Origin of the sequence: Aequorivita vitellina (genome assembly GCF_022008365.1) — a bacterium.
Classification (GTDB): Bacteria; Bacteroidota; Bacteroidia; order Flavobacteriales; family Flavobacteriaceae; genus Aequorivita; species Aequorivita vitellina.
In genome coordinates this window covers 94,204-109,032 of record NZ_JAIRBA010000009.1, presented here as the reverse complement: position 1 = coordinate 109,032, position 14,829 = coordinate 94,204, and the positions used below count along the sequence as shown (strand labels likewise).

Below are 14,829 nucleotides of genomic sequence, written 5' to 3'. Positions count from 1 at the left end.
CTACAACAATCGATATTTCAAACCTCGAAACGCTTACAACACTTGCGTTAAACGTTGACGGAAAAACCTTAGAGTACACCGACGAAGACGGCGTTCTAACCAGCATCGATCTTGAAACGGTAATTAAAAATTTTGAGACTCTTACTAAAATAATTGATAATGGTGATGGAACATATAATTATATCGATGAGGATGGTGTAACTACTGTTATAGACGCCAACACTACAAGGGTAACTGTTGTTGATGGTGTTTATACATTTACCGATGGCGCTGGGACTACGATAACTACCATCGACACCAATGCAGATGCTATTGCTTTCGATAATTCAACAAACGGCTTTACTGCAACTAATGTTCAAGCTGCTATTGAAGAGATTAATACAACTATAAATACAACAAGAGGTGATCTAACTGTTACTGGTGGAATTGAATTTACCGGCGCAACAGATGGTCTTAATAAACTATTAGCTGATGCAGGCATTCAAGTTGCGGATGGCGGAATCACAACTGCAAAACTCGCAGACAACGCTATAACTTCTGCGAAGATTGGAGATGGTGAAGTAAAAACTGCAGACATTGCTGATGCTGCTGTTACAACTACAAAAATTGTTGCAGGAACTGCAGGCCAAGTAATGATTACTAATGCTGCTGGAGATGTTGAATGGGTAAACCAAGCTACTTTACAAGCGCAATTAGTGGATGGTACAACCACTGTTGTTAGTGGTACGGGAACTGTAGCAGATCCTTATATAGTTGAAGTAAAAGACGGTGCAATCACAACTGCTAAACTTGCAGACAACGCCGTAACTTCTGCTAAAATTGGCGATGGTGAAGTTAAGACTGCAGACATCGCAGACTTAAATGTTACCGCCGATAAATTAGGTGCTGATGCTGCTGATGTAAATAAAATTGCTACAGTTAACGCTGATGGTTCAGTTTCATACAAAGCTATTACTACAACTTCAATTACCGATGCTAAAGACCTTACTGCCGGCGATACTTCTATTACAGTAACTAATGGTACAGGTGCTACCCTAGTTAACTCAAACGTAAAAGTTACCGATGGCGGAATTACAACTGCAAAGCTTGCAGACAACGCTGTTAATTCAGATAAGATAATTGATGGTGAAGTAAAAACTGCAGACATTGCTGATACAAACGTAACCGCTGCCAAACTTAATGATGATGTGGCCGGTGTAGGTTTAGTGAAAAATGCAACAACCAACGCTCTAGATGTTCAAGCTAATAATGGTTTAAATGTAGATGCTACAGCAGATGCAGTACAATTAGGTGGCAACCTTATTAAGCCAACTACAGTTACAACCGATGCTACAAACACATTAGCAGTTGCCGGATTACAAACTGGAAGCACTTTAGATAAGCTAGTAGTTGCAGAGGCCGATGGTACATTAAGACAAGTAAATGCAGCAATGCCGAAGTTCTTTTATATGCCTCCTATTATTTTTGATACTTCCGTAAATGGGACTTTCACAAGAAACTTGCACTCAGAATATTTAGGTCAATTTTCCGGAACCAGCAACCCAACCCTAGTTCGTAGTACATCTGCGCCTAGTGCTATACCTAATGTACCAGGACCAACAGATTTATATTATTATATTACTTATTACGATACAGATGTATTCACCAATGTTTCTATAAATGCCAATGGCGTATTAACATATGACATAATAAACAATGCCACAGAGGCTTCGTTCATGACTATAGTATTTGTAGTTAAGTAATAGAATATTATTTGTAGAGGTGTCTTATAAATTAGCTAGCGCTACAAAATAATGTTTAATGAAAAAGTGATTATTTTAAAATAGTAAAAATGTTCAATGAAGCGTTCCTATTTAAACATTAGCTAAAAATAATTACACACTAAGCAATCAAATAAACTTATAAAATACGAAGTAATTGTATAGTATATTAAGAATTATTAACCTACTCACTGATATGGAAATCGGCAAAAGATTCTCTCATACAAAATCGCTATACCTATCGTTATTTTTTATTGTTTTTTCAATACTAACTATAGCTGCACAAACTAATGCGCCAAGTATTCAAACTGGGGTTAGATTCCAATGGAGCGATACACAGACGGTTGGTTCAGACCCTGCTACAATCCGTAGCATAACTGTAGATGGCAAGGAATATAAATTATTTGCTGTTCCAACAAATTATGAGTTAACAAGACAAGGCCCAAGTCCAAATGCTAACAATATTAGAAAAAATGGTACAATTGTAGTAAATAATAGTACAAGTCCAAATTGGGTATCTTCCGCCTTAGGCGCATTTCAAGATAAAAACCTAAATCATTATTTTGAGTCAAACCCCAACGGTGCTAATTTGTGTGATAATTTTACTGCTGTCGCAACAAATACAACCGCTCAAAGACAAACGCTATTTTATAATCCTGCCATTCCTTCAAATAGTGGTGGAATTGTAGCTATAACAGAAAGAAATGCTAACAACTGTTTTCATATTGAAGTCTTTGGAACCCCAGCTGGTGGCGGTGCAGATCGATCATTAGGGCAAACTTTTGTAAATCAGGATTCAACAAGATGGGGGTTTGGAGGAACAGGATCGTCAGGAAATATAGGAACACGCGGTGCCTTTAATCCACCAAGTCCTAACTCAGATTATTGGCTGTCCGACCGTGTTTTAGAGGGTAATAATACAATTGGTATTGCTTTGTTTTATTTAACAGATATTGCATCAGAAGGTTCGTTAATAAAACGAGTTCAGATTACAGCTGCAACAACAGATCATGGTGACGGTAAGTTTTTTATACTTCAGTCTTATGCAAAAAACGACAATTACAAAATGAAATGGAATAGCTCGTATAACGGAAATGTGGCTACTAACGACCCAACTCCTACTAACTCTACCTACAGCCTTGTAACTGGTTCAGGACCAAATAATGGTACTTTAAATCTTAATTCGAATGGAACCTTTATTTATACACCCAATACTGGTTTTACGGGTGTTGATACTTTTGAGTATAAATTGTGTTTACCTAGCCCAAATACAGCAACTTGCGATACGGCAAGAGTCACGATTAGAGTGATTCCAGATTCTGACGGCGATGGATATCATGATGAAGAAGATTTAGACGATGATAACGACGGTATTTTAGATACAGACGAACAAGATTTACTAGATTGTAGTGCAGTTACTAAGCCTAATTTTGGTACAAGTCAAGGTCCCCACCCTTTTTCATCGGGCGCAGATGTAAACAATCCACAGGTGGGCGATGTATTCCGGTATAAAAACGTTAGTTCAGGTGGTTTACATGCACTTGTAACCATTGTTTCCTCTACCGATACTAGAATAATACAATTAGATGTGCCAGGTTCTACCGCCGGAGATGACGACGCTTTTCAACCTCAAATAGAACATGCATCGCCCGATAGTTACACTGAATTTAGAATTGATTTTGTTAAATCTGGCCAAAATAACCCGGCAGATCTAGATAGTTATGTTTTAACCGCAATGGATAATGATGTAAGTGAATTTGTGGCTTTTAAAGATGGTCACTCTACCGGAGTTATTATTGATACACCTTCTAATAATCAACCTTATTACGGTTCAGCAATTTTAAATGGATTTTCACAAGGTTACGTTAGTAACGGAAATGCCACAAACGGGATTACTACCGACCCTAAACATCAGGTATCAGCAGTATATTCTTTAACAAATTCGGTGAGCTTTAGGTTTGGATCTGCCGCCTCTAGCACATCTAATCATTCCATGTCTTTTTCACCCTGTAATCCAAAAACTTATTGGGTGAATAAACCAGACTTATATGCAAACATCGATACCGATGAAGATGGCACGCCAAATCATCTAGATAGAGACAGTGACGCAGACGGTTGTTATGACGCATTAGAAGGTGATGGCACTGTTATAGCTTCTAATCTCGATAGCTCTGGTAGTATAACTGGAGGAGTCGATAGCAACGGAGTGCCTACCCTCGTAGCTGGAGGTCAGGCAGATGTTAGTGCAAGAAATAGTAGCGTAAATGCGTGTTTAGGTCAAGTTACCGGAAAAGTATATTATGATTTAAACGGTGATGGAATTCAAAACGGAACTGAAACAGGGTTTACCAATCCTGTTACAGTTTATGCCGATTTAAATAACAATGGAGATCGAAATACCAATGAACCGACGGCTACAACAGCTACTAATGGAACTTACACTATACATGATGTGCCGCCAGGTTCTATCAACATAAAGGTAGATATCACTACGCTACCTGCTGGATATGTTTTAACAGAAGGAACAGACCCTACTGTGGTAACTGTCACTCCCAATGGTGTAGTAAGTGCCGGTAATGATGGTTATACAAATCCCTTAATAGCAGAAGACGATACGTTTACAGCCACGTATTTACAAGGTTTAAATGGTTCTACTTTAAGCAGTGTGTTAGAAAACGATTCACTCAACGAAAATCAGATAGTACCAGAGGATGTAATCATTACGGCTACTCCAACTTCCCAACTATCTGTTGATTCAAATACCGGGAATGTAATTCTAGCACCAAACACGAGACCGGGTGTTTATACCATTGTTTATACCATTTGCCAAACTGCATACCCTACAAACTGTAAAACAGCTACAGTAACAGTAACCGTTCAAAAGCGCAAATTATTGATTACCAACCCGCATATTTATCAAAAAGTAAAAGGCAATTAATATGAAGAAATCTATAGTATATATCGCTACCCTACTGTTCTTTACTTTATATTCAAAAGCCCAAACTTCAAACGAAGGAATGCTGTATGTTAGTGAAAACACAAAATTTTCAACCGTAGAGCGTTTTGATAACCTAACTACCGGATCGTTTTATAATGATGGGAATACTTTTATCTATAGCCATTTCAATAACGATGGCACCATAGACTTCTACCAAAACACTGGTATTACCAGATTTGTAGGAAACTCTAATCAAGCAATCAGAGGTTCAAAAATAAGTTACCTTTACAATGTTTTATTTAATAATAGAAGTGCCACTGTTCCCTTTCAATTATATGGAAATATTGACATAAGCGGAGAAACAGAATTTTTTGAAGGCATCGTGGATAACGATAATTTTGGCGGAGAAATTACTTTCAATACAAATGCAAGCCATATTAATACTTCAGATTATAGCCACGTTGATGGTGAAGTGAATAAATTTGGCGACACCGAATTTACGTTTCCTATTGGCGATGGAGGCTACTATCGCTTTGGCGGAATTTCTGCGCCTGTAAATAATACGGCTGTATTTGAAGGGAAGTTTTATTTTGAAAATTCAAATGACCTATATCCACACGATTTAAAAGCTGGGATAATTTTGGAAATAGACAACCAAGAATATTGGACAATTGAAAAAGAATCATCCACAAAAGAAGATGTTTTAATCACCTTATCATGGCGAGATGTAACAACGCCACAATCAATGATTTCCGCTGCAGAAAGAGAAACATTAACAATAGTGCGCTGGGATGAAGCTACCAATATGTGGGTTAATGAAGGTGGTGCAATAGATATAAACAATCAAACTGTTACAGCCGTAGCAACAGGCTATGGCGTTTTTACCTTCGCCAGAATAGTAGAAGGTGAAGTTTTAGGTTGTAGTAGCCTTGCCATATACAACGCCGTAAGTCCAAATGGAGACGGTATGAACGACTATTTTCGTATTGATGTAACAGACGACTGCGCTCGCGATATGCATGTGTTAATTTTTAACCGTTGGGGAGTAAAAGTTTTTGAAACTGATAATTATGGTCCAGATGGCGATGTATTTGACGGAACCTCAACAGGTCGAGTTACGGTTAAGGCTAAAGATCGATTACCTACCGGAACCTATTTTTATATTCTAAATTATGAATATGGCGATCCTGCCGTAGGCAACAGACACAAACAAACAGGGTTTTTATACTTAAATTAAGAATTAAAGCAGTCCGTGCGCCGAAGCAAATTTGTAAAGTGCAATAGTATTGCCTTCAATATTTAATTTTCTGAAAATATTGCGGCGGTGGGTTTGTACAGTAAAGCTAGATAGATATAGCTGATCTGCAATTTCTTTAGAGTTATAACCTTTGCAGACCATTTGTATAACTTCGGTTTCGCGTTTGGTAAGATTGTACTTTTTCAAAAACTCATCCATAAAGGTAAACTCACTGGGGTCTTCTTCGGTTTTTTTAGAAAAATCGGGAAATACAGATCCTCCTTCAATTACTTCCAATATGTTTTCAATCAATCTATCCAGGTTATTCGATTTTAAAATATAACCACGGGCACCAACCGCTTGGCACTGCTCTGCAAGCTCCTTCGAAAAATAAGACGTGAGCACCAAAATATGAACTTTAAGGTTCATGCTTTTAATTTCTTCCAATACTTGAAGACCATCTTTCCCTGGCATATTTAAATCTAACAACAGAACATCTGCATCTGGCAAAAAGGTAGCTTGCATAAGGGATGATCCATCGTTGTAAGTAGCCATAATTGCAAAACGGTCGTCTTTATTGAGTATATCTGTAATTCCGTTTACAATAAGCGGATGATCATCTGCTATAATCACACGTATTTGAGGATTGGGGATTTTGTGTGTCAAAATGTTTTTTTTAAGTTATCTTTTTAAATAAATTTACCTTACTTAATCTTCTTTTCGATGGGAAGCTCTGCCAAAATAAAGGTACCCTTGTTATCCGCACCATTAATTTCTACAGTACCATTTAAATATTCCACATTACTTTTCAACATTCGTAAACCCGAATAATTATCGCCTGTCGCAGTATCTATTCCTTTTCCATTATCTTCAATATAAATTGTTACAGAGTCTTCCAGTTCCACAATTTGCAATAATACATGGCTTGCTTGCGCGTGTTTAATTATATTATTTACTACTTCCTGCACGATTCTATAAACAGTTAGATTAAATTCTTCACTCCAATTGCTAGTGTCTTCGAGCCCTTCGAAAACCTCTTCTATTTTAAGTTTTTCCGAAGTATTTACGGCGGTAACCATTTCGTGAATTGCAGGCCTTAACCCATATTTTTCAAGCGCTATTGGCATAAGGGTGTGACTAATGCCCCGCACGTTTTCACTTATATCGCTTAAAAGCTTTTGGGTGGTATTTAATTTCTGCGCTGCTTTGGTATTAATAGTAGGAACATCTTGCTGAAATTGCTTTAAATTCAGTAATGCAATGGAAAGCATCGACCCAGTTTCATCGTGCAATTTATGGGCAATTTTTTTGCGCTCTTCCTGTTCTGCATTTTTTAAAGAGCGTGTTAAAGTTATGAGATGTTGCTGATCTAAATTTATAATTTGTGCTTGATGGCGCTCTTTTAGTTGTTTTCTGCGCTGCCATAACGATAACGAAATCAATAATAAAATAAGTACAACACTTCCACCGCCAAAAACCATTCTGTCTCTTACCAATTGTTGTTTTTTATTTTGAAGCGCCATGGCCATGTCGCGCTTTTCAAGTAAATATGCGGTTTCTGTTTTAAGCGTATTTACTTTTTCGTTTTCTGTAAAAAGGGTGCGTTCCAGTTCCAACTCTTGCGTTTGGTATTGCAGTGCTTTTTTATAGTTCCCTTTTTGGTTATACAAATCTTTTAAAAGACCGTATAATTCTTTTAAAGTATTATTTTCACGACTCTTACCATGAAAAGCAGCCTCTGCGGCTAATAAATTTAATTCAGCTTCTTTGTATTTGTTTTGTTCCAAAGCAGATCTGCCCAAAATTGCCTGCGAAGAGGCAGCGCCCAGGTCTGCTCCTATTTGCTTTCGTAAAGTATAGGCTATTTGCAAATGCTTGTCGGCTTCAACATAGTTTTTTCTAATAACTAAGGAGTTTCCGTAATTGTGGTTTGCAAATGCAATTCCGCCTAAATCTGAAATTTCCTCAAAATATTTTATCCCCTGTATGTAAAGGGTGTCAAGGGCGCTATACTCTTTTTTAGCACTATAAACCGTAGCCATATTAACTACCGTTAGCCCCATAGATTTATAGTCTTTTAGACTTTTACCCAATTGAAAACTCTTTGTATAATATTCTAGTGCTTTATCGTATTCGCCAGCATTTTTAAATGCTATCCCTAAGTTGTTGTACGCTTTAAGTAAACCTATTTCATTATTTGTTTTTTCGTTGAGTCTAATTACCTTAAAATGCATTTTAACAGCTTCATCAAATCTTGTTAACCGCGAAAGTGCATTTGCATAATTAATATACACGTTTGAGAGTAAAATATTATTGGAGCTGCCATTGGCAAAATCCATGGCCTTCTCAATGGCCTCTAAACTTCTTAAATAATCGCCACGATTAGCATTTAATATACTTTTTCGATTATAAAGTTCTGCCAATCGATCCCGATCCTGCGGACGCAAACTTTGCTCCTTTTCAATGGCCGAGATTAATAGGTCCTCTGCTTTACTAAAATTTCCGGTAATTATAAATTCTCTGGCTAAATTACCCAAAGCAGTTGCGCTTCCTTTTTTATATGAAATTTTTTCTGCTAAGTCAAACGCTAACGAATCAAAACGAGCCGCTTCTTTCGGGTTTCTATTATGAAAATTTATATTTCCAATAACTATATAACTGTCTACTTCACCTTCTTTATCGGCTTTACTTTTAAAATATGAAAGAGCTTCTTCGGCATCTTTAAACGCTTTTTCCCGATCCTTTTTATCATAAAGAAGCGCTCTTTTTAACTGAAGTTGTGCTTTTGCCGAAGATGCTTTTAAATCATTTATTTCTTGGGAAATACTATCCAGTTTAGTTTGTCCTAAACAATGAAAACTAAATGAAATAGCGATTAAATACAGTAGTGTCTTTAACCACACGGTGAAATTAGACACAAAAATTGAGGAGATTTTAGATTGAGGTAACTTCAATAGATTGCGAGTTTTTTTATCATAAAACAATGAGGAATCTTAAATAATTACTGTTATAAAGATAAAAAAATCACTCTATAGTCAAAACTTCAAACATACTTAGTTTAAAAGAAATTTTTGCCGAAAGCATACCTATCTATTTCTCAACAAGTTAGAACATTTCAATTAAAGCATGCTTTTTAATTGCTTCTATTTGTTGCTGCTAATTTTAAAGTTTAGTTTTCTGTTTGTAGAAATTTGCAATAATTGCGAAGTTACATTACAAATTAAAAAATGCGACCTGGGAAGGGTCGCATTTAAAGCTTATACACGATGAATTCTAATTTTTGAGTGAAGCCATATCGATCACAAATCTATATTTTACATCTGCTTTTACAACGCGATCATAAGCTTCGTTTATATTTTCAATATTTATAATTTCAATATCCGAAACAATGTTGTGTTTTCCACAAAAATCCAACATTTCTTGGGTTTCTTTTATCCCGCCGATAAGTGAACCAGCAATGCGTTTACGACCCGAGATAATACCGCCACCATGAAAAGGTTCTAATGGTTCCACGGCTCCCACGAGTACCATTGTGGCGTCAATTTTTAAAAGACTAATGTACGGATCCATTTTGTGGCCTACGGGAATGGTGTTTAAAATAAAATCGAAGCTGGCTTTGTGTTTTGCCATTTCTGCGTCGTCATTACTTATAAGCACTTCGTGTGCGCCTAGTTTTTTGGCATCTTCAGCTTTTGATGGCGACGTGGTAATCATAACTACCCGCGCGCCCAAAGCATTGGCAAACTTAACGCCCATATGCCCTAAACCACCTAAACCTATAACCCCCACTTTATCACCTTGTTTTACGTTCCAATGTTTTAGTGGCGACCAAGTGGTTATACCCGCACATAATAAGGGTGCTGCGCCAGCTGCGTCTAAATTTTCTGGGATATTTAAAATGAATTCTTTATCAACCACAACACTGGAGGAATAACCGCCAAAGGTTTGTTTTCCCTTAAAATGCTTGTCTTTACTATTATACGTGAAAGTGGCTCCTTTTTCGCAGAATTGTTCTAAATTCTTTTTGCAAGGATCGCACTCTTGGCAGGAATCTACCAAACAACCTACGCCTACTAAATCTCCTTCTTTTATGTTTTTTACGTTTTTGCCAATGGCTGTTACGCGTCCAATAATTTCGTGTCCAGGAACCACGGGATATTTTGAACCACCCCATTCGTTACGTGCGGTATGTATATCGCTATGGCAAACGCCGCAATACGTAATGTCTAATTTAACATCGTTATCGCCAACGTCTCTACGCAATATTTCCATTGGTTTTAAATTGTCTTTTTCACTTTGTACGCCATATGCTTTTGTGCTTGTAGCCATATAATATATTGGTTATGAATTAAGTTTATAGAATGAACGCTAGACCAGAAATCCGACAGCGTATCTTTTTTTTTGAATTACGTAAAGGTATTTATACCACTCTACAATTGTGGTTAAGGCAATGTTAATAGTAATTAACAAATCGTTGGTAGTTAAATTTTGACTCTGTGGTTTGATTGCATGACAATATTTTAGGAATGGTCAACAACCAATTTATTACTTATCAACGCCAAAACAAACATAAGGTTCATCCGTGTTTACTCCGTAGATAAGCCATAGATAAGCCATATCAAAGCCATAGCAAAGTCATTAAATTGAAAGAACACTCACTCCTTTTCCTACAAATGAAAATTCATAGCTATTTAGAGTTATTTATCCAGTTTTTCCTGTTTTACTTTCCCCGAAAACCTTGGAAGCGTTAGCGTGGTGCGCGTGGTAGTAATAAAGTAAACCCCCGTTAACAACACCGCAGCGGCAATAATAGACTGGGTGGTAATTTTTTCATCTAAAATAAACCATCCTAGAAATAAAGCAATTATTGGGTTAACGTATGTAGAAGTAGCAACCTTATCTGGTGAAACTGTTTTTAATAAATAGTTGAAAGAAGTAAATGCTACAATACTTCCGAAGCCTATCAACAAAACCATACTCCATTGTACAGATGCACTCCATTGGTTTGGAGCAATCCATTTTTCTCCAAATAACAAACTGGCAATAGCAAGAGTAATTCCTCCCGTAAACATTTGATAACCCGTATTAACAAAGAAGTTTTTTGGCAAGTCTGCCTTGCCCACAAATAAACTGCCGTATGCCCAACTGAGCATACAAGCAAAAATCATTATCATTCCTAAAACGGTACCTTCTTTTGCAATAATTTGTTGCTGGCTAACTAGGAGTATGATTCCAAGTATCCCCAACGCCACACCTACAATCGACATTAATTTTATGGGTTTGCCCTGCAGCATACGCATTAAAAATAAAACCACTAAAGGTTGTGCAGAAATTTCTAAAGCGGCAAAACCGCTGTCCACGTATTTTAATGCCCAGACAATTACGCCGTTGCCAAAAGAAAGAAACAGAAATCCTACGATAAAAGCGTTTATAAATTGTTTTCCGGTAATGGCGAGGCTTTTCCCCATCGCTTTTGAAATAATAAAAATAAGTAGCCCCGCGCTTGTAAACCGTATAGAAGCCAAAAAAAAGGGTGGCAACTCCCCCACTGCAACTTTATTAAGCATATAAGTAGAACCCCAAATAACATAAATGGAGAAAAAAGCGAGAACAACCAACGTTGTGTTTTTGGGCATGTATAAAAGGGTGGCTTTAAATTTTTAAGATTGTGAAGATATAAATTTCGATTCAGTGTTTTGGAAAAATAGTATAAAATCGAAAGTTAAAATTAGGAAAGATTAAATGCGTCATCAACCACTATTCGAGCGAGAATTTTGTAAATTAAGAGAATGCAGTTTTCTGGAAACTTAATTTTTTAAGTAAAACTCATTTTCTTTTTTTGCGTTTATTATAGTTTTTATCGCCACGGGTCTTTGGTTTTTTGTACTTCTGCTTTATGGTTCGCTTGTAGGACCCTCCTTGGTTTTCTTTTTTGTTCTTCTCCTTTTTCTCGTGAAAAGCGGGCCCGGCTACTTCTACATTACTCGGATTGTTAATTTCTACTATTTGCGGTTGCTCTTCGTAGGTTAATTGTTTCGAAATTTCTACTTCCTTTGGAAAATCAAGTTCTTCAATTTTAAAATCCATCAAATCTTCAATGGCATTTTTAGCAGCTTCTTCCTTCTGGGTATACAGCAAAATGGCTGTTCCCTCCTGCTCTGCCCTGCCTGTTCGCCCAATGCGGTGCATATAGTTTTCGGGGAAGTTAGGCGTATCAAAATTAATAACATGGCTAATTAAATCTAAATCCAGCCCGCGTGCCATAACATCGGTAGTTACGAGAATTCGCGTTTTTTCAGTATTAAAATTTTCAATGGAACGTATTCTGTAATTCTGTGTTTTATTTGAATGAATTACAGCAACTTCGCTTCCGAAGAATTCATCTAATATATCGAATAATAAATCGGCACTTTTTTTATTCGGAACAAATACAAGTACTTTTTTAAAATCTTTTTCATTCTGAAGTAGCAGTTTTAACAAATTTGCTTTGGTATAAAAATTTTCCACTTTATACGCGTATTGCGAAATATTATCCAACGGCGTACCGCTAACTGCCACTGAAACAGTTACTGGAGCAATAAAAAATTCGTGAATAAAAACATTTACATCATCTGTCATCGTTGCCGAAAACATAATATTCTGCCGCTTGTCTGGAAGTAATTCTAAAATATTTGTTAGCTGAAAGCGAAAACCGAGGTCGAGCATAACATCTACTTCATCAATTACCACTTTTTTGATGGACTTTAATTGTATGGCTCTACTAATAATTAAATCGTACAATCTACCCGGAGTGGCAACAATTATATCGGTACCTTGAGCCACTGCTTCTTTTTGACGGTTTATGTTAGTTCCGCCATAAATTCCTACAACACGAATAGACGAATATTTCCCAAACTTTTCAATTTCTTCAACTACTTGTAATACCAACTCTCGTGTAGGCACCAAAATCATAATTCGTGGATGAACCTGTTTCGAAAACTTCAAATCTTGAAGAATAGGAAGCATATACGCAAAGGTTTTTCCAGTTCCGGTTTGCGCTATTCCAACCATATCTGTTCCCGACATAATTACTGAAAACGATCGCGCTTGAATGGGCGTTGGTTTTTCAAAACCCAAATCGGTAATGGCATATTGCAGCTGTTTTGAAATTTTAAGCTCGTTGAATGTTTCCATGGATGGCTATTTGGTGCAAATATAATGCTTTGTCAATTAGTGAATTAAATATTGTAAAAAGTGGATTTTTTTACCTTCTGTATTATTGAAAGGCAATAAAAATGAGACGCATTGGCCTATTCTTCTAAAAAAATATAAACCTAATCTTCTGGTGGAAAACCGTTGATTTCTTCAAAAACGGCATCAAAATTTTCACGAATATAACTGCGCAATTTTAAACGGTAATCGTCTTTTAACCAGCTAATAAAGTTATGTGTACTTTTACTTATGCACTGTGAGTATTTTTCGATTCTATGGTCAATATCATCATTCAGCATTTTTGCCAAACCTAGAGCATCGTAAACATCTTCGCTGTTTTCAATGCATATATAGGCATGCTGCTCAATGGAACGTTCTAAAACAACTTTAGACGATTCGCCTTTAAAAGTTGCTTCGGTATAGGTTTTTTTAATATCGAAATAAACCTCTTCACTTTTAGCAAATTCGGCTCGAAGTTCTTCAGGCATTTCATATCTAAAATGACTTTCCAATTCGTCATCGCTCATCAACCTATCCATATAATAATCTGGCGAACGGAAAATTGCTTGCCAATCTAATGGCGCTTCCCACGGACCAAAACGCTGGTAGTTATTTCCTAAATCAATTACAGAAAATTTCGATTTATTATTCAAAATTCGCGAACCTCGACCAATCATCTGAAAATAAAGCGTTAGTGAACGGGTTGCTCTATTCAAGATTATAGTGTCAATTGTTGGTTCATCAAAACCTGTAGTTAAAATACTCACCGAAGTTAAAATAGCATCTGGTGTTTCTTTAAACCATCTTAAAATCTGCTTTCGTTCCTTTTTAGATGCCGTATTATCCAAATGCATAACCGGCAAACCTTCGGCTCGTAAATGGTAATACACTTGTATAGATGTATTAATACCGTTATTAAATATTAAGGTTTTCTTTCCTTTTGAATGCGTTAAATACGCCTGTAGTAATTGGTCTAGCATTCCTACACCCGAGTATAAATCATCTGAAGATTTTACCGTATAATCGCCATTAGAACCAATTTCAAGTGAGGTTAGCCCCATATTATATTGAAAAACCTCAACCTCAGCCAAAAATTCATTTTCAATTAACGATTCAATGCTTTCACCTACAATCAATTCCTGGTAGTTGTCTTTCATAGGAAGACTTCTATTAGAACTTAAAGGCGTTGCTGTTACCCCAAGAATAAAGGATTTTTCGAAGAATTTGAAAAGCTTTGTAAACGAGTTGTAATGGGCTTCATCAATAATAACCAAACCAATGTCTGAAATATCCAGTTTGTTATCGTTCAAACGATTGTTTAAAGTTTCAACCATTGCCACAAAACAGCTGTATTTGGCTTGATCGGAAAGGTTTGCGGTACTGTTTACAACCTTATTCACTACCCCAAAACTTGTCAACATTTCTGAAGTTTGCTTACAAAGCTCCACGCGGTGGGTCATTACCAACACCTTTTTGTTATGGTTCTTTAAATACTGACGAACTATTTCAGAAAAAATAACCGTTTTTCCGCCACCCGTAGGCAACTGGTACAGCAAATGGTAATCGTCTGGTGCCGTCTCAAACTTGTCAAAAATTTTGTCAATGGCTCCTTTTTGGTAGCTATATAGCTCTTTATCAGTTTTTTTCTCTTGTACAGCGTCTTGAATATCGGTCATGAAATTTTAGTTTTGCAGGATTGCAAA

Annotated in this window: 9 protein-coding genes; 3 read left to right on the top strand and 6 right to left on the bottom strand. The window is 36.6% G+C overall.

Going from position 1 to position 14,829, the window contains the following annotated elements:
• The 3 genes from K8089_RS06770 to K8089_RS06760 all read left to right on the top strand — a co-directional run.
• The coding region (locus tag K8089_RS06770) for a hypothetical protein (protein WP_237602526.1) at positions 1-1,742 on the top strand (1,742 nt) is incomplete at its 5' end.
• Between the two features lie 214 nt (positions 1,743-1,956).
• Complete coding sequence (locus K8089_RS06765) at positions 1,957-4,698, top strand: Ig-like domain-containing protein (protein WP_237602525.1); 2,742 nt, start codon at positions 1,957-1,959, stop codon at positions 4,696-4,698.
• 1 nt (position 4,699) lies between these two features.
• Positions 4,700-5,935, top strand: a complete 1,236-nt coding sequence (locus K8089_RS06760) for a gliding motility-associated C-terminal domain-containing protein (RefSeq protein WP_237602524.1) — start codon at positions 4,700-4,702, stop codon at positions 5,933-5,935.
• A gap of 3 nt (positions 5,936-5,938) precedes the next feature.
• Here K8089_RS06760 and K8089_RS06755 read toward each other — a convergent pair whose 3' ends face one another.
• The 6 genes from K8089_RS06755 to K8089_RS06730 all read right to left on the bottom strand — a co-directional run bounded on the left by K8089_RS06755 (position 5,939) and on the right by K8089_RS06730 (position 14,802).
• Positions 5,939-6,601: a response regulator transcription factor gene (locus tag K8089_RS06755; RefSeq protein ID WP_237602523.1), complete on the bottom strand. Its 663-nt coding sequence runs from the start codon at positions 6,599-6,601 to the stop codon at positions 5,939-5,941.
• A gap of 38 nt (positions 6,602-6,639) precedes the next feature.
• A complete protein-coding gene (locus K8089_RS06750) occupies positions 6,640-8,853 on the bottom strand; it encodes a tetratricopeptide repeat-containing sensor histidine kinase (protein WP_237602522.1) in 2,214 nt (737 codons plus the stop codon).
• 355 nt (positions 8,854-9,208) lie between these two features.
• Positions 9,209-10,264, bottom strand: a complete 1,056-nt coding sequence (locus tag K8089_RS06745; RefSeq protein ID WP_237602521.1) for an NAD(P)-dependent alcohol dehydrogenase — start codon at positions 10,262-10,264, stop codon at positions 9,209-9,211.
• Positions 10,265-10,632: 368 nt separating this feature from the next.
• Positions 10,633-11,571 carry an EamA family transporter gene (locus K8089_RS06740; RefSeq protein WP_237602520.1) on the bottom strand — a complete coding sequence of 313 codons (939 nt, stop codon included), beginning with the start codon at positions 11,569-11,571 and terminating at the stop codon, positions 10,633-10,635.
• Between the two features lie 190 nt (positions 11,572-11,761).
• Positions 11,762-13,108 carry a DEAD/DEAH box helicase gene (locus K8089_RS06735; protein ID WP_237602519.1) on the bottom strand — a complete coding sequence of 449 codons (1,347 nt, stop codon included), beginning with the start codon at positions 13,106-13,108 and terminating at the stop codon, positions 11,762-11,764.
• 140 nt (positions 13,109-13,248) lie between these two features.
• Positions 13,249-14,802 carry a DEAD/DEAH box helicase gene (locus K8089_RS06730; RefSeq protein WP_237602518.1) on the bottom strand — a complete coding sequence of 518 codons (1,554 nt, stop codon included), beginning with the start codon at positions 14,800-14,802 and terminating at the stop codon, positions 13,249-13,251.
• Positions 14,803-14,829: the final 27 nt, after the last annotated feature.